The organism is Streptococcus sp. SR1 (genome assembly GCF_000526075.1).
Taxonomy (GTDB): Bacteria; Bacillota; Bacilli; order Lactobacillales; family Streptococcaceae; genus Streptococcus; species Streptococcus halitosis.
Map to the genome: position 1 here is coordinate 118,865 of NZ_JATR01000013.1, position 14,906 is coordinate 133,770.

Genomic DNA, 14,906 nt, shown 5'->3' on the forward strand with positions numbered 1-14,906 from the left:
AAAAAATGATAACTTTAAAATCAGCACGTGAAATCGAAGCCATGGACAAGGCTGGTGATTTCCTAGCAAGTATCCATATCGGCTTACGTGATTTGATTAAGCCAGGTGTAGATATGTGGGAAGTTGAAGAGTATGTTCGTCGACGTTGTAAAGAGGAAAATTTCCTTCCTTTACAGATTGGCGTGGATGGCGCAGTCATGGATTACCCATACGCTACCTGTTGCTCTCTCAACGATGAAGTTGCTCATGCTTTTCCACGTCATTACATCTTGAAAGATGGAGACTTGCTCAAGGTTGACATGGTACTGGGTGGTCCGATTGCCAAATCCGACCTCAATGTATCTAAACTTAACTTCAACAATGTTGAGCAAATGAAAAAATACACCCAAAGCTATACTGGTGGTTTAGCAGACTCATGTTGGGCTTATGCGGTTGGTACACCGTCTGAAGAAGTGAAAAACTTGATGGACGTGACCAAGGAAGCTATGTATATAGGGATTGAGAAAGCGGTTGTCGGCAATCGTATCGGTGATATCGGTGCAGCCATTCAAGAATACGCTGAAAGTCGCGGTTACGGTGTCGTTCGTGATTTGGTTGGTCATGGTGTTGGTCCAACTATGCACGAGGAGCCAATGGTTCCTAACTACGGTATTGCAGGTCGTGGACTCCGTCTCCGTGAAGGAATGGTACTAACCATTGAACCCATGATCAATACTGGTGACTGGGAAATTGATACAGATATGAAGACTGGCTGGGCTCATAAGACTATAGATGGTGGCCTATCTTGCCAATATGAACATCAATTCGTGATTACCAAAGACGGTCCTGTTATCTTGACTAGTCAAGGTGAAGAAGGAACTTATTAGAACGATAAAAGGGAGCTTAGCTCCTTTTTTTGTGTCAAATGTAGATAAAATAAACAAGCGTAGCAAACTTCTTACAATTTTTTTCTTTTATAGTAAAATAAGATTAGAATTTTGAGAAAGTAGGTAATTCGTTGGAGTCGATTATATTTCTAGTATCCGTTTTTTTAGCAGGTATTCTGTCCTTCTTTTCACCCTGCATCTTTCCTTTGCTACCTGTCTATGCTGGTATTTTACTGGATGATCAAGGAAATTCGAAAAGTTTCCGCTTTTTTGGAAGAGACGTTGCCTGGTCAGGCTTAATTCGGACCTTGTGTTTTATTGCAGGAATCTCCCTCATTTTCTTTATTCTAGGATTTGGAGCCGGATTCCTAGGGCACATGCTCTATGCAGACTGGTTTCGTTATGCTATGGGGACAGTCATTATTCTTTTAGGGCTTCACCAGATGGAAATCTTGCATTTCAATAAACTGGAAGTTCAAAAGACAGTCACCTTCAAACAATCAAAGTCAAATCACTATCTATCAGCCTTTTTACTTGGGATAACCTTTAGTTTTGGTTGGACCCCTTGTATCGGACCAGTATTAAGTTCGGTCTTAGCTCTAGCGGCTTCAGGAGGGAGTGGTGCTTGGCAAGGAGCCATACTAACCTTAGTGTACACATTGGGGATGGCTCTTCCTTTCCTTGTTTTGGCCTTAGCTTCGGGCTGGATTATGCCCTATTTTAGTAAATTAAAACCCCATATGATTCTACTAAAGAAAATCGGGGGAGCTTTGATTATTTTGATGGGATTATTATTAATGCTAGGGCAGTTAAATGCCTTGTCAGGAATTCTTGGATAAAAGGAGAAAAAGATGAAAAAAGTTATTTTTACAGGATTGAGTATTATGTCTCTATTTCTACTGATTGCCTGTGGTGAAAAAGAAACCAAACAGACAAGCAGTCCAAAACAACCTGCTGTACAACAAATCGCAGTGGGTAAGGATGCGCCAGACTTTACCTTGCAGTCTATGGATGGCAAAGAAGTGAAGTTATCAGACTACAAAGGGAAAAAGGTCTATTTGAAATTCTGGGCATCTTGGTGTGGGCCATGTAAAAAAAGCATGCCTGAGTTGATGGAATTAGCTGCCAAACAAGATCGAGACTTTGAAATTTTGAGTGTCATTGCACCTGGTCTACAAGGTGAAAAAACAGTTCAAGACTTTCCAAAATGGTACCAAGAACAAGGCTACAAGGATATTCCAGTTCTATATGATACGCAAGCAACTACCTTCCAAGCCTACCAAATTCGTAGTATTCCAACGGAATACTTGATTGACAGTCAGGGTAAAATCGGAAAAATCCAATTTGGTGCTATTAGTAATGCAGATGCGGAAGCAGCTTTTAAAGAGATGAAATGAAATAAAGAAAAAATCGCGATTGTTCGCGATTTTTTTATAGTTTCTCATTGATAAAGCGGATAAATTGATTCCACCAAACCTTCAAAAAGAAGGCTTTTTCTACTTTCTTTTCAGCGACCATTTCAAAAGAAGGTTTTTCAGAAGTGAGATAACCTTGACCGACCAAATCCTGATCGTCATAGGTTAGAGTACCGACAACCTTGCCTTCTTCCAGTGGGGCTATTTCTGATTTTGGTGTGAATTGAAGAGCTGATGTTGTTTCACTTCCAACTCGTTGGACGATTGCAATATCTGACTTAGCAATTGCAGCTACCTTATCTTCTTTCCCATCAAGGACTGTCACTTTGCTATCTTTATAGGTTTCGCCTTTCTGAACGACAGTTTTTAAAGCAAAGTTCGCAGAAACATAATCTAAAAGTGAAGAAGTTGCAGTAAAACGTGCATAAGGGTTGCTATCTTGCTGGTCTGCATTTAAAACAACCGTAATGATACGCATCCCTTTTTCAACGGTTGTTCCAACGAAAGAAGCACCAGCTTTGTCGGTAGTACCTGTTTTCAAACCGTCGACACCACCACGATAGGCTGGCATTCCTTCCAACATATAGTTGGTTGAGTGGATTTCAAGTCCAGCAAAAGTAGAAGTTGGCTTTTTGGTGATTTCCAAAACTTGAGGATAATCTCGGATGAGATTACGAGCGACTATTGCAACGTCGTAGGCACTCAACTTGTTTTCATCATCTTTTTTAGAACCGGGATAGATATTATCACCAAGGGTCTCATTATTTAAACCAGTTGTATTTACAATAGTTGCATCTTGAATTCCCCATTCAAGAAGTTTAGCCCTCATTTTATCAACGAAATCTTTCTCAGAACCAGCAATTTTTTCTGCTAGCGCAATCGCAGCACTGTTTGCACTGGATACCATTGTAGCCTCTAATAATTGTTCAACAGTATAATTTCGAGCTTCCATAGGGACGTTACTCGCCTCAGAATTGGTTGTAAGTTTGTAAGGGTAGTCCGAAATATCGACAGGTGTAGATAGGCTGATGGTTCCTTGTTCCAAGGCCTCATAGACCAAATAGACTGTAACAAGTTTGGTAATAGAAGCAATTTCTACAGGCTGATTTGCATCTTTCTCGTAGAGGATTTTTCCAGTTGTAGCCTCGACAGCAATGGCATGTTTAGCAGCAACATCAAACTCCTGAGCAGAAACAGTAGAAACTGTTCCAAAAACAAAAAGTGTTATAAAAGATAGAATTATTTTTTTCATATTAGCTTTATTTTATCATAAAGAAAAAAAATATTCTCGCTTTTATACTAAAGCCAACTTATCTTTTGAAGAAATATGATAAAATAAATAGAGGAGGATGCCTATGTTCCGTAGAAACAAATTATTTTTTTGGACAGCTGAAATTTTATTATTAACACTGATTTTCTATCTTTGGAGAGAGATGGGAGCGATTATTACCCCTTTCGTGACGGTTGTTAATACCATCATGATTCCATTTTTGTTAGGTGGATTTTTTTACTACATTACCAATCCAATCGTTACCTTTTTGGAAAAGAGATGTAAGATTAATCGTCTAATTGGTGTCTTGGTCACTCTTTGTGCTTTAATTGGTGCCATCGTTGTAGGGGTCGTCTATCTCTTGCCGATTCTGATTAATCAGTTGACTAGCTTGATTATTTCTAGTCAAAACATCTATAGTAGATTGCAGGATTTGGTTATTGATTTGTCGATGAACCCTATTTTCCAGAATATCGATATTCAACAAACAATTCAACAGTTAAATCTCTCCTATGTGGATATCCTACAGAATATTCTTAATAGCGTCAGCAACAGTTTAGGAAGCGTCCTTTCAGCCTTGTTTAGCACGGTTTTGATTCTCATTATGACCCCCGTCTTCTTGATTTATTTCTTGTTAGATGGACATAAGTTGCTGCCCATGTTGGAACGAACTGTCTTAAAACATGATAAATTAAATCTTTCTAGCCTTTTAACCAATCTCAATACAACCATAGCACGTTATATCAGCGGAATTGCGATTGATGCGGTTATTATTGGATGTTTAGCCTATATTGGTTATAGCGTTATCGGATTAAAGTACGCTCTTGTTTTTGCTATTTTCTCTGGAATCGCAAATTTGATTCCTTATGTTGGTCCAAGTATTGGCTTGATTCCGATGGTGATTGCGAATGTATTCACGGATCCTCATCGTATGCTGATTGCGGTTGCCTATATGCTTATTATTCAGCAGATTGATGGAAATGTTCTCTATCCACGTATCGTTGGAGGGGTTATGAAAGTACACCCGATTACGATTTTGGTACTTCTCTTATTGTCAAGTAATATCTACGGCGTCATAGGGATGATTGTAGCAGTACCAACCTACTCTATTCTCAAAGAAATCACTAAGTTCTTGGCAAAATTATATGAAAATCATAAGGAAGCTAAAGAACTGGAAAAATCAGAATCCATTTAGAATCAGGGAAACCTGATTTTTTTGTGAGCATAATACTGCTAGAATGAAATAAGCTTGAATTGTATAAAGAAGCAGAAGAACAGCACTTTGTAAGATTCAGATTAATTCACAAAATATGTGTAAAACACTTGCAATTTAGCAGAAATTTGATAAAATAGTAAGGAAAGTTAGACTGTATTGCCTACTGTCTATCTATAAAATATATTTTATTGGAGGCTTTTACTCAAATGGCAAAAGAAAAATACGATCGTAGTAAACCACACGTTAACATTGGTACTATCGGACACGTTGACCACGGTAAAACTACTTTGACTGCAGCTATCACAACTGTTTTGGCACGTCGCTTGCCTTCAGCAGTTAACCAACCTAAAGACTATGCGTCTATCGATGCTGCTCCAGAAGAACGCGAACGCGGTATCACTATCAACACTGCGCACGTTGAGTATGAAACTGCAAAACGTCACTATGCTCACATCGACGCTCCAGGACACGCGGACTACGTTAAAAACATGATCACTGGTGCCGCTCAAATGGACGGAGCTATCCTTGTAGTAGCTTCAACTGACGGACCAATGCCACAAACTCGTGAACACATCCTTCTTTCACGTCAAGTTGGTGTTAAACACCTTATCGTCTTCATGAACAAAGTTGACTTGGTAGACGACGAAGAATTGCTTGAATTGGTTGAAATGGAAATCCGTGACCTCTTGTCAGAATACGACTTCCCAGGTGATGATCTTCCAGTTATCCAAGGTTCAGCTCTTAAAGCACTTGAAGGTGATACTAAATACGAAGATATCATCATGGAATTGATGGATACTGTTGATGAGTACATCCCAGAACCAGAACGTGATACAGATAAACCATTGCTTCTCCCAGTCGAAGACGTATTCTCAATCACTGGACGTGGTACTGTTGCTTCAGGACGTATCGACCGTGGTACTGTTCGTGTCAACGACGAAATCGAAATCGTTGGTATCAAAGACGAAACTCAAAAAGCAGTTGTTACTGGTGTTGAAATGTTCCGTAAACAACTTGATGAAGGTCTTGCCGGAGATAACGTAGGTGTCCTTCTTCGTGGTATTCAACGTGACGAAATCGAACGTGGACAAGTTATCGCTAAACCAGGTTCAATCAACCCACACACTAAATTCAAAGGTGAAGTCTACATCCTTACTAAAGAAGAAGGTGGACGTCACACTCCATTCTTCAACAACTACCGCCCACAATTCTACTTCCGTACTACTGACGTTACAGGTTCAATCGAACTTCCAGCAGGTACTGAAATGGTAATGCCTGGTGATAACGTGACTATCGACGTTGAGTTGATCCACCCAATCGCCGTAGAGCAAGGTACTACATTCTCTATCCGTGAGGGTGGACGTACTGTTGGTTCAGGTATGGTTACAGAAATCGAAGCTTAATTCGATTAAGTTCCCAGAAGAACAATTATTTAAGTCAGACACTAAAAGAATCTTGCCTTGCAAGGTTCTTTTTTCTTCTTGTTCTATTTGAAGTGCTTCTACTCTAGCAGTATAATCGTTTTTTTGGTATAATAAAGGTTATGGAAATCGAAAAAACCAATCGTATGAATGCGCTTTTTGAATTTTATGCTGCGCTTTTGACAGACAAGCAGATGAACTATATTGAACTCTACTATGCTGATGACTACAGTCTTGCTGAGATTGCTGAAGAGTTCGGTGTCAGTCGTCAAGCTGTTTATGATAATATCAAGCGGACAGAAAAGATTCTAGAAGATTATGAGATGAAATTGCACATGTATTCGGACTACATTGTCCGCAGTCAGATTTTTGACCAGATCTTGGAGCGTTATCCCAAGGATGACTTTCTGCAGGAGCAGATTGAAATTTTAACAAGCATTGACAATCGGGAGTAATCATGGGCAGTCTAGTTATTTATCAAGGATTACCTTGCAAACTATTAGCCGCAGAGGAACCATTTCCTACTCGACTACAGATTATCTCGCCCAATGATATCTCCAAAGCTATGCAAATAGGTTTTAGCTGTTGGGGATATCCAAATGAAATCATGAAAGAAATCACACCCGAAGAACTTGAGTGTTTGCAACATTTCGGACGATTTCCACTGAATTGAGAAAATAGGAGAAAAAAATGGCATTTGAAAGTTTAACAGAACGTTTACAGAACGTTTTTAAAAATCTACGTAAAAAGGGAAAAATCACTGAGGCTGATGTCCAGGAAGCAACCAAAGAGATTCGCTTGGCCTTGCTGGAAGCCGACGTTGCCTTACCTGTTGTAAAGGACTTTATCAAGAAGGTTCGTGAACGTGCAGTCGGACACGAGGTCATTGATACCCTTAATCCTGCCCAACAGATTATCAAAATCGTTGACGAGGAACTGACAGCTGTTTTAGGTTCTGATACGGCAGAAATTATTAAGTCACCTAAGATTCCTACGATTATCATGATGGTCGGTTTGCAGGGGGCTGGTAAAACAACCTTTGCTGGTAAGCTGGCTAACAAACTCAAGAAGGAAGAAAATGCACGTCCTTTGATGATTGCGGCGGATATTTATCGTCCAGCTGCCATTGATCAGTTGAAAACACTTGGACAGCAAATTGATGTTCCTGTCTTTGCACTTGGAACAGAAGTGCCAGCTGTTGAGATTGTTCGTCAAGGTTTGGAGCAAGCACAAACCAATCACAACGACTATGTCTTGATTGATACGGCAGGGCGTTTGCAGATTGACGAACTCCTCATGAATGAGCTTCGTGACGTAAAAGCTTTGGCTCAACCAAATGAAATTCTGCTCGTCGTTGATGCTATGATTGGTCAGGAAGCAGCTAATGTTGCTCGTGAGTTTAATGCTCAGTTAGAAGTGACTGGGGTTATCCTTACCAAGATTGATGGGGATACACGTGGAGGTGCGGCCCTATCGGTTCGTCACATCACTGGTAAACCAATCAAGTTCACTGGTACGGGTGAAAAGATTACAGATATTGAAACCTTCCACCCAGACCGTATGTCAAGCCGTATCCTTGGTATGGGGGATATGCTCACTCTTATTGAGAAAGCTTCTCAAGAGTACGATGAGCAAAAGGCCCTTGAAATGGCTGAGAAGATGCGTGAAAACACCTTTGATTTCAATGATTTCATCGATCAGTTGGATCAGGTGCAAAACATGGGGCCAATGGAAGACTTGCTCAAGATGATTCCAGGTATGGCTAACAATCCAGCCCTTCAAAACATGAAGGTAGATGAGCATCAGATTGCTCGTAAACGTGCTATCGTGTCTTCCATGACACCTGAAGAACGTGAAAATCCTGATTTGTTAAATCCAAGTCGTCGTCGTCGTATCGCTGCTGGATCTGGAAATACTTTTATTGAAGTGAATAAATTCATCAAAGACTTTAACCAGGCCAAACAGCTCATGCAAGGTGTCATGTCTGGAGATATGAACAAGATGATGAAGCAGATGGGAATCAATCCAAATAACTTTCCTAAAAATATGCCAAATATGGGAGGAATGGATATGTCTGCCCTTGAAAGCATGATGGGACAAGGTGGAATGCCGGATATGTCAGCTCTCGGAGGAGCAGGCATGCCAGATATGAGCCAGATGTTTGGTGGAGGTCTCAAAGGTAAAATCGGTGAATTTGCCATGAAACAGTCTATGAAACGTATGGCCAACAAAATGAAAAAAGCGAAGAAAAAACGTAAATAAAAAAGGAAAGTAGAAGTGCTTACCTAAAAAAGAACTCTGAATCCGATTCAGAGTTCTTTTGTGTTTGATTGGTTTATTCCCACTCTACAGTTGCAGGTGGTTTACTTGTAATATCGTAGACGATACGGTTAACGTGATCCACTTCATTTACGATTCGTACGGAAATCTTTTGAAGGACTTCCCAAGGAATTTTGGCAAAGTCTGCTGTCATACCATCGATAGAAGTGATTGCACGAATGGCGATTGTGTAGTCATAAGTACGACCATCACCCATAACACCAACTGAACGAACGCCTGTGTTGACAGTGAAGTATTGCCAGATATCGCGGTCAAGACCAGCTTTAGCGATTTCTTCACGCAGGATAGCATCAGACTCACGAACAGTTTCTAGTTTTTCTTCAGTGATTTCACCCATGACACGGATAGCAAGTCCTGGTCCTGGGAATGGTTGGCGCCATACGATGTGGTCTGGCATACCAAGCTCTGTACCGAGGGCACGGACTTCGTCTTTATAAAGAGTGTTCAATGGTTCAATCAATTCAAATTGCATGTCTTCTGGAAGACCACCAACATTGTGGTGTGATTTGATGGTTTGAGCAGTATCTGTACCAGACTCAATCACGTCAGTGTAAAGCGTTCCCTGAGCAAGGAATTTTACATCTTTTAGCTTGCTAGCTTCGTCATCAAAGACATAAACAAATTCGTTACCGATGATTTTACGTTTTTGTTCAGGGTCAGAAACGCCAGCAAGTTTGTCAAGGAAACGTTTTGAAGCATCAGCTTTGACAATATTCAAACCAAACTGACCACCAAGCATGTCCATAACTTGGTCAGTCTCTCCCTTACGGAGAAGACCGTGGTCTACAAAGATACAGATCAATTGATCACCGATTGCTTTTTGAAGAAGAACCCCAACAACAGAAGAGTCAACACCACCTGATAGACCGAGAAGAACACGCTTGTCGCCTACAGTTTCACGGATTTTCTTGATCTGCATATCGATAAAGTTGTCCATTGACCAGTCACCTTTAGCCTTACAGATGTTAAGGGCAAAGTTGCGAAGGATATCATTCCCGTATACAGAATGGCGAACTTCTGGGTGGAATTGGATACCATAGATGTGCTTTTCTGGGTTTTCAATGGCTGCATAAGGACAGTCAGCAGAAGTACCAGTACGAACAAAATCGGCTGGAATCTCTGTAACAGCATCGCCATGGCTCATCAAAACGATCTGTTCTTCAGGAGTTCCTTCAAAGAGGGCAGAAGTGGTATGGGTAAGTGGTGATTGACCATACTCACGGTTACCAGCATCACTAGCAGGGACAACTTTTCCTCCAAGTTTATGAGTTAAAAGTTGCATACCATAGCAGATTCCTAAAATTGGAATGCCAAGTTCAAAAATTTCTGGGTCAATATCAAATGAACCATCTTCGTATACAGAGTTTGGTCCACCAGAGAGGATGATCCCTACAGGGTTAATCGCACGAACCTCTGCAGCTGAGATTTTGTGACTTTTTAGCTCAGAAAAAACACCAATTTCACGAATACGGCGTGAAATCAGCTGGTTGTATTGGCTACCATAGTCCAGCACGATGATTTTTTCGACATCTTGCAAATCAGTTGAAATGTTGCTCATCTTTTTCCTTTCTCAAAAGAAATATCTTTTTCAATATTTTATCACAAATAGGGGCGAATTACCAACTAAACAAGGCAAAGTTTGACTTTTTCTTAGCAAATACGGTACAATGGAGAAAATAAAGAAAAGAAGTGAGAATCATGTTACCAGCTTATATGAAAATCCACGATCAGATCAAAAAGGATATAGATGAGCATCATTGGAAAATTGGTGAGAGGCTTCCAAGTGAGCGAGATTTAGCTGAACAGTTTCAAGTTAGCCGGATGACATTACGCCAGGCTATCTCTCTCTTGGTTGAGGAAGGAGTTTTGGAGCGTCGTGTAGGAAGTGGGACTTTTGTCTCTAGCACTCGTGTCCAAGAAAAAATGCGGGGGACAACCAGTTTTACGGAGATTGTCAAATCTCAGGGGAAAGTCCCTTCTAGTCAACTCATTTCTTACAGAAGAACCATTCCAAATGAGCAAGAGGTCGCAAAGCTAGGGATTACTCCGACAGAGAATATTATCCGTATGGAACGGGTGCGTTACGCTGACCAAGTTCCGCTAGTCTATGAAGTCGCATCCATTCCTGAGAAATTCATTAAGGATTTCAAAAAAGAAGAAATCACCAGTCACTTCTTTCAAACCTTGCAGCAGTATGGCTACCGGATTGGCAAATCCCAACAGACCATTTATGCGAGATTAGCTAAGGAAAAAATTGCTCACTATCTGGAAGTTGAAAAGGGGCATGCCATTTTAGCTTTGACTCAGGTTTCTTATCTTGAAGATGGGACAGCTTTCGAATATGTAAAGAGTCAATACGTGGGCGAACGCTTTGAATTTTATCTTGAAAATAACTAGTTTAGAAAGGCTAGTTTTTTGTTTTTTAAAAGATTAGAATTGTCAAAACAATCTGTCTAGGCTTGATTTTATCCTTTATTTACTATAAAATGAGAAGGAAAAACGTCAAACTTTTATATTGCAAATAGGAGAAAAAATGACAAAAACATTAAAACGTCCTGAGGTTTTATCGCCTGCAGGGACTTTAGAGAAACTAAAAGTGGCTGTTCGGTATGGAGCTGATGCTGTTTTTATAGGTGGACAGGCTTATGGTCTTCGTAGCCGTGCAGGAAACTTCACCTTTGAACAGATGGAAGAAGGTGTGCAATTCGCTGCCAAGTATGGTGCCAAGGTCTATGTAGCTGCCAACATGGTTATGCACGAAGGAAATGAAGCTGGGGCTGGTGAGTGGTTCCGTAAGTTGCGTGACATTGGTATTGCGGCAGTTATCGTGTCAGATCCGGCCTTGATTATGATTGCAGCAACAGAAGCACCAGGTCTTGAAATCCACCTCTCTACCCAAGCCAGTGCGACGAACTATGAAACGCTAGAGTTCTGGAAAGAACTGGGCTTGACTCGTGTCGTTTTGGCGCGTGAAGTTTCAATGGAAGAATTGGCAGAGATTCGCAAACGCACAGACGTAGAGATTGAAGCCTTTGTCCATGGAGCCATGTGTATTTCTTACTCAGGTCGCTGTACGCTTTCAAACCACATGAGTATGCGTGACGCCAACCGTGGTGGTTGTTCGCAGTCTTGCCGTTGGAAATACGACCTTTACGACATGCCTTTTGGTCAAGAACGCAAGAGTCTTAAAGGTGAAATTCCTGAAGAATTTTCGATGTCAGCCGTTGACATGTCCATGATTGACCATATTCCAGATATGATTGAAAATGGTGTGGATAGTCTAAAAATTGAAGGTCGTATGAAGTCAATCCACTATGTTTCAACTGTAACCAACTGTTACAAGGCGGCTGTGGATGCTTACCTTGAAAGCCCAGAAAAATTTGAAGCTATTAAACAAGACCTGGTAGATGAGATGTGGAAGGTTGCCCAACGTGAATTGGCAACAGGTTTCTACTATAGTACACCTACAGAAAATGAACAGTTGTTTGGTGCACGTCGTAAAATCCCTGAATACAAGTTTGTCGCTGAAGTGGTTGCGTACGATGATACGACTCAAACGGCAACCATTCGTCAACGGAATGTCATCAACGAAGGCGACCAAGTGGAGTTTTATGGACCAGGTTTCCGTCATTTTGAAACCTATATCGAGGATCTTCACGATGCCAAGGGAAATAAAATCGATCGCGCTCCAAATCCAATGGAACTCTTGACAATCAAGGTTCCGCAACCTGTACAAGCTGGGGATATGGTACGTGCTCTGAAAGAAGGGCTTATCAACCTCTATAAGGAAGACGGGACAAGTGTCACAGTTCGTGCTTAGATAAGGAAAAGGGAATGATTCAAGCTCAAGGTTTATTGGTAGATGATGAAAGCAGATGTGTTCATTATCATAGTGAAAGGGATATTGTTTCACTCCAGTGTTATGAATGCAAGAAATATTACGCATGCTATCAGTGTCACAATGCTCTGGAAACACATGTATTTTCTCCCTACCCCTTGGCGCTTTCTGAGGATCAACCGATTTTATGTGGGGCCTGTAAAAGGACAATGACTTTTCAAGAATATCAAGAACAGATAGCTTGTCCTTATTGTAGCGCTCCATTTAATCCAGGGTGTAAACAACACTATTCCTACCATTTCAAATAAAATGAATCTATCCAAGTTCTAAACTTAGATTTTTCAATTTATTTCGGAAAATATAGAAAAAGTGGAAACACATTTCATCATAAAATGAGAAACTTATCTATACAGTGGTATAAAAATAGCAAAAATAGAAATAAATCATCTGAAACGCTTCCAACGTAAGTAAAAAGTTGACAAAAACAAATTTTAGGACTAAACTAAGTAAGTAAATTTTAAATAAAAGGAGAATTCATCATGAATTTAACATTTTTCGGTCTATGTCTTGCCTGTATGGGTGTATCTCTTGCAGAAGGATTTTTGATGAACGGTTTGTTCAAGTCTGCAGCACGCCAACCAGACATCATCCCACAATTGCGTAGTTTGATGATCATGGGGATTGCCTTTATCGAAGGAACATTCTTTGTAACCTTGGCGATGTCATTTGTCATTAAATAGACAACTCTATTTAGAAATGGAGGTGTCAAACCATGGAAGAAAGTTTGAATCCAACCGTTAATATTGGACCAATATCCTTTGATTTGACCCTGCTTGCCATGTCTCTTGTAACTGTTTTGATGGTTTTTGCCTTTGTCTACTGGGCAAGTCGTAAAATGACCATCCGTCCAAAGGGCAAACAAAATGCTCTTGAGATGATTTACGACTTTGTGATTGGTTTTACCAAACCAAACATTGGAGAATCATACATCAAGGATTATTCCTTATTTCTGTTTTCTCTATTTCTGTTTATCTTGGTTGCCAATAATATCGGCTTAATGGCAAAAGTACAAACAACAAACGGTTATAACTTGTGGACTTCCCCAACAGCCAACCTTGGATACGATTTATCCCTATCATTCTTGATCACTTTGATCGCCCATGTAGAAGGAGTTCGTCGTAGAGGCGTTAAAGAATATTTGAGAGCATTTGTTACACCTGGCTTTATGACTCCGATGAACATTTTAGAAGAGTTCACCAATTTTGCTTCCTTGGCGATTCGGATCTACGGAAATATTTTTGCCGGTGAGGTCTTAGCTGGATTGCTATTAGCCTTGTCACAAAATGCTTTGTATTGGTATCCTTTTGCCTTTATCGCAAACATGTTATGGACAGCCTTTTCAATTTTCATTTCATGTATTCAGGCTTATGTATTTACCATGTTGTCATCTATGTACATTGGTAAAAAAATAAATGAAGGGGAAGAGTAAGTAGAGGAGGATTAGAAGATGGATTTAACTATTAGTACCATTATCGGTGACTTTATTCTTATCGCTGGTTCCTTCCTTTTATTGATCTTTTTAGTGAAAAAATATGCTTGGGGAAATATTTCCAGCATCTTGGATGAACGTGCTGAAAAGATTTCTTCAGATATTGATGGTGCCGAGGAAGCCCGTAAAAAGGCTGAGGAACTAGCTAACAAACGTGAAGCTGAGTTAGCAGGTAGCCGTACCGAAGCTAAAACGATTATCGAGAATGCAAAGGGAACTGCTGAGAAAAGTAAAGCCGATATTTTAGCCGAAGCTAAACTTGAAGCAGGGCGCTTAAAAGAAAAAGCCAACCAAGAAATTGCTCAAAATAAAGCTGATGCTTTACAAAGTGTTAAGGGCGAGGTGGCAGATTTGACAGTTAGTCTAGCTGGGAAAATCATCTCACAAAACCTTGACAGTCATGCCCATAAGGAACTCATTGATCAGTATATCGATCAGCTAGGAGAAGCCTAATGGACAAGAAGACAGCAAAGGTAATTGAAAAATACAGCATGCCTTTTGTCCAATTAGTGATTGAAAAAGGAGAAGAGGACCGGATTTTTTCAGACTTGGATCAAATCAAGCAAGTCGCAGAAGAAACGGGCTTACCTTCTTTTTTAGCTCAGGTGGCAGTTGATGAGTCTGATAAGGAAAAAACAGTTGGTTTCTTTCAAGACTCTGTCTCACCTTTAATGCAAAACTTTATTCAAGTTCTGGTTTACAATCACAGAGCAAATCTTTTTTATGAAGTAATTGCAGATTGTTTGAATCGCCTTGAAAAAGAGACCAATCGTTTTGTAGTAACTATTTCTTCAGCCCATCCTTTAACAGATGAACAGAAGGAACGTCTGCTCCCATTGATAGAGAAAAAAATGTCTCTGAAAGTGCGGAGCGTCAAAGAACAAATTGATGAAGGACTCATTGGTGGTTTTGTCATTTTTGCTAATCACAAGACAATTGATGTGAGTATTAAACAACAACTTCGAGTTGTTAAAGAAAATTTGAAATAGAA

At 40.2% G+C, this 14,906-nt stretch carries 17 protein-coding genes; 15 read left to right on the forward strand and 2 right to left on the reverse strand.

All coding sequences use genetic code 11. The annotated features are described in order from the left end of the window. Positions 1 to 5: 5 nt before the first annotated feature. The 3 genes from HMPREF1518_RS03280 to sdbB all read left to right on the forward strand — a co-directional run bounded on the left by HMPREF1518_RS03280 (position 6) and on the right by sdbB (position 2,263). Positions 6 to 866 (forward strand): methionyl aminopeptidase, encoded by an 861-nt coding sequence (locus HMPREF1518_RS03280; protein ID WP_000631555.1) that lies wholly within the window; start codon positions 6 to 8, stop codon positions 864 to 866. A gap of 131 nt (positions 867 to 997) precedes the next feature. After that, positions 998 to 1,705: a thiol-disulfide oxidoreductase-associated membrane protein CcdA2 gene (gene ccdA2 / locus HMPREF1518_RS03285; RefSeq protein ID WP_009730076.1), complete on the forward strand. Its 708-nt coding sequence runs from the start codon at positions 998 to 1,000 to the stop codon at positions 1,703 to 1,705. A gap of 12 nt (positions 1,706 to 1,717) precedes the next feature. Next, complete coding sequence (gene sdbB / locus HMPREF1518_RS03290) at positions 1,718 to 2,263, forward strand: thiol-disulfide oxidoreductase-associated lipoprotein SdbB (RefSeq protein ID WP_033584127.1); 546 nt, start codon at positions 1,718 to 1,720, stop codon at positions 2,261 to 2,263. Positions 2,264 to 2,297: 34 nt separating this feature from the next. Here the strand turns inward: sdbB and pbp3 are convergent, their stop codons facing one another. Next, on the reverse strand, positions 2,298 to 3,533 hold the full coding sequence (pbp3, locus tag HMPREF1518_RS03295; protein WP_033584128.1) for a D-alanyl-D-alanine carboxypeptidase PBP3: 1,236 nt from the start codon (positions 3,531 to 3,533) through the stop codon (positions 2,298 to 2,300). Positions 3,534 to 3,636: 103 nt separating this feature from the next. On the opposite strand from pbp3, the gene HMPREF1518_RS03300 reads away from it, so the two are divergent. The 5 genes from HMPREF1518_RS03300 to ffh all read left to right on the forward strand — a co-directional run bounded on the left by HMPREF1518_RS03300 (position 3,637) and on the right by ffh (position 8,450). Further along, positions 3,637 to 4,746 carry an AI-2E family transporter gene (locus HMPREF1518_RS03300; RefSeq protein WP_000489825.1) on the forward strand — a complete coding sequence of 370 codons (1,110 nt, stop codon included), beginning with the start codon at positions 3,637 to 3,639 and terminating at the stop codon, positions 4,744 to 4,746. A 227-nt stretch (positions 4,747 to 4,973) separates the two neighbouring features. Beyond that, complete coding sequence (tuf, locus tag HMPREF1518_RS03305; RefSeq protein ID WP_001040717.1) at positions 4,974 to 6,170, forward strand: elongation factor Tu; 1,197 nt, start codon at positions 4,974 to 4,976, stop codon at positions 6,168 to 6,170. Between the two features lie 140 nt (positions 6,171 to 6,310). Beyond that, positions 6,311 to 6,643 carry a putative DNA-binding protein gene (locus HMPREF1518_RS03310; protein ID WP_000402066.1) on the forward strand — a complete coding sequence of 111 codons (333 nt, stop codon included), beginning with the start codon at positions 6,311 to 6,313 and terminating at the stop codon, positions 6,641 to 6,643. A 2-nt stretch (positions 6,644 to 6,645) separates the two neighbouring features. Continuing rightward, positions 6,646 to 6,861 carry a hypothetical protein gene (locus HMPREF1518_RS10985; RefSeq protein WP_000535219.1) on the forward strand — a complete coding sequence of 72 codons (216 nt, stop codon included), beginning with the start codon at positions 6,646 to 6,648 and terminating at the stop codon, positions 6,859 to 6,861. A 17-nt stretch (positions 6,862 to 6,878) separates the two neighbouring features. Beyond that, positions 6,879 to 8,450, forward strand: coding sequence for a signal recognition particle protein (gene ffh / locus HMPREF1518_RS03320; RefSeq protein ID WP_033584129.1), 1,572 nt, complete (start codon positions 6,879 to 6,881; stop codon positions 8,448 to 8,450). A 73-nt stretch (positions 8,451 to 8,523) separates the two neighbouring features. On the opposite strand, the gene guaA is transcribed toward ffh, so the two are convergent. Further along, positions 8,524 to 10,086, reverse strand: coding sequence for a glutamine-hydrolyzing GMP synthase (gene guaA, locus HMPREF1518_RS03325; RefSeq protein ID WP_033584131.1), 1,563 nt, complete (start codon positions 10,084 to 10,086; stop codon positions 8,524 to 8,526). Between the two features lie 140 nt (positions 10,087 to 10,226). Between guaA and HMPREF1518_RS03330 the strand changes: the two genes are divergently transcribed. The 7 genes from HMPREF1518_RS03330 to HMPREF1518_RS03360 all read left to right on the forward strand — a co-directional run bounded on the left by HMPREF1518_RS03330 (position 10,227) and on the right by HMPREF1518_RS03360 (position 14,904). Next, complete coding sequence (locus HMPREF1518_RS03330; protein WP_033584133.1) at positions 10,227 to 10,925, forward strand: GntR family transcriptional regulator; 699 nt, start codon at positions 10,227 to 10,229, stop codon at positions 10,923 to 10,925. Between the two features lie 136 nt (positions 10,926 to 11,061). Then, positions 11,062 to 12,348: a peptidase U32 family protein gene (locus HMPREF1518_RS03335; RefSeq protein WP_033584135.1), complete on the forward strand. Its 1,287-nt coding sequence runs from the start codon at positions 11,062 to 11,064 to the stop codon at positions 12,346 to 12,348. Positions 12,349 to 12,362: 14 nt separating this feature from the next. Next, complete coding sequence (locus HMPREF1518_RS10590; protein ID WP_081730795.1) at positions 12,363 to 12,674, forward strand: CHY zinc finger protein; 312 nt, start codon at positions 12,363 to 12,365, stop codon at positions 12,672 to 12,674. 231 nt (positions 12,675 to 12,905) lie between these two features. Further along, the gene (locus HMPREF1518_RS03345) at positions 12,906 to 13,106 is read left to right on the forward strand and encodes a F0F1 ATP synthase subunit C (RefSeq protein WP_001054551.1); all 201 of its coding nucleotides are present in this window, start codon (positions 12,906 to 12,908) and stop codon (positions 13,104 to 13,106) included. Between the two features lie 32 nt (positions 13,107 to 13,138). Then, the gene (atpB, locus tag HMPREF1518_RS03350) at positions 13,139 to 13,855 is read left to right on the forward strand and encodes a F0F1 ATP synthase subunit A (RefSeq protein ID WP_000392938.1); all 717 of its coding nucleotides are present in this window, start codon (positions 13,139 to 13,141) and stop codon (positions 13,853 to 13,855) included. A gap of 18 nt (positions 13,856 to 13,873) precedes the next feature. Further along, a complete protein-coding gene (gene atpF / locus HMPREF1518_RS03355) occupies positions 13,874 to 14,368 on the forward strand; it encodes a F0F1 ATP synthase subunit B (RefSeq protein WP_033584140.1) in 495 nt (164 codons plus the stop codon). Beyond that, the gene (locus HMPREF1518_RS03360) at positions 14,368 to 14,904 is read left to right on the forward strand and encodes a F0F1 ATP synthase subunit delta (RefSeq protein WP_033584142.1); all 537 of its coding nucleotides are present in this window, start codon (positions 14,368 to 14,370) and stop codon (positions 14,902 to 14,904) included. Before atpF ends, HMPREF1518_RS03360 begins: the two co-directional genes overlap by 1 nt. The last annotated feature ends 2 nt before the right edge of the window (positions 14,905 to 14,906 follow it).

Bases quoted from the DNA above. Each gene is read 5' to 3' on its own strand.
- HMPREF1518_RS03280 (WP_000631555.1), top strand. From the start codon at position 6: ATGATAACTTTAAAATCAGCACGTGAAATCGAAGCCATGGACAAGGCT.
- sdbB (WP_033584127.1), top strand. From the start codon at position 1,718: ATGAAAAAAGTTATTTTTACAGGATTGAGTATTATGTCTCTATTTCTA.
- pbp3 (WP_033584128.1), bottom strand. From the start codon at position 3,533: ATGAAAAAAATAATTCTATCTTTTATAACACTTTTTGTTTTTGGAACA.
- HMPREF1518_RS03300 (WP_000489825.1), top strand. From the start codon at position 3,637: ATGTTCCGTAGAAACAAATTATTTTTTTGGACAGCTGAAATTTTATTA.
- tuf (WP_001040717.1), top strand. From the start codon at position 4,974: ATGGCAAAAGAAAAATACGATCGTAGTAAACCACACGTTAACATTGGT.
- HMPREF1518_RS03310 (WP_000402066.1), top strand. From the start codon at position 6,311: ATGGAAATCGAAAAAACCAATCGTATGAATGCGCTTTTTGAATTTTAT.
- HMPREF1518_RS10985 (WP_000535219.1), top strand. From the start codon at position 6,646: ATGGGCAGTCTAGTTATTTATCAAGGATTACCTTGCAAACTATTAGCC.
- ffh (WP_033584129.1), top strand. From the start codon at position 6,879: ATGGCATTTGAAAGTTTAACAGAACGTTTACAGAACGTTTTTAAAAAT.
- guaA (WP_033584131.1), bottom strand. From the start codon at position 10,086: ATGAGCAACATTTCAACTGATTTGCAAGATGTCGAAAAAATCATCGTG.
- HMPREF1518_RS03330 (WP_033584133.1), top strand. From the start codon at position 10,227: ATGTTACCAGCTTATATGAAAATCCACGATCAGATCAAAAAGGATATA.
- HMPREF1518_RS03335 (WP_033584135.1), top strand. From the start codon at position 11,062: ATGACAAAAACATTAAAACGTCCTGAGGTTTTATCGCCTGCAGGGACT.
- HMPREF1518_RS10590 (WP_081730795.1), top strand. From the start codon at position 12,363: ATGATTCAAGCTCAAGGTTTATTGGTAGATGATGAAAGCAGATGTGTT.
- HMPREF1518_RS03345 (WP_001054551.1), top strand. From the start codon at position 12,906: ATGAATTTAACATTTTTCGGTCTATGTCTTGCCTGTATGGGTGTATCT.
- atpB (WP_000392938.1), top strand. From the start codon at position 13,139: ATGGAAGAAAGTTTGAATCCAACCGTTAATATTGGACCAATATCCTTT.
- atpF (WP_033584140.1), top strand. From the start codon at position 13,874: ATGGATTTAACTATTAGTACCATTATCGGTGACTTTATTCTTATCGCT.
- HMPREF1518_RS03360 (WP_033584142.1), top strand. From the start codon at position 14,368: ATGGACAAGAAGACAGCAAAGGTAATTGAAAAATACAGCATGCCTTTT.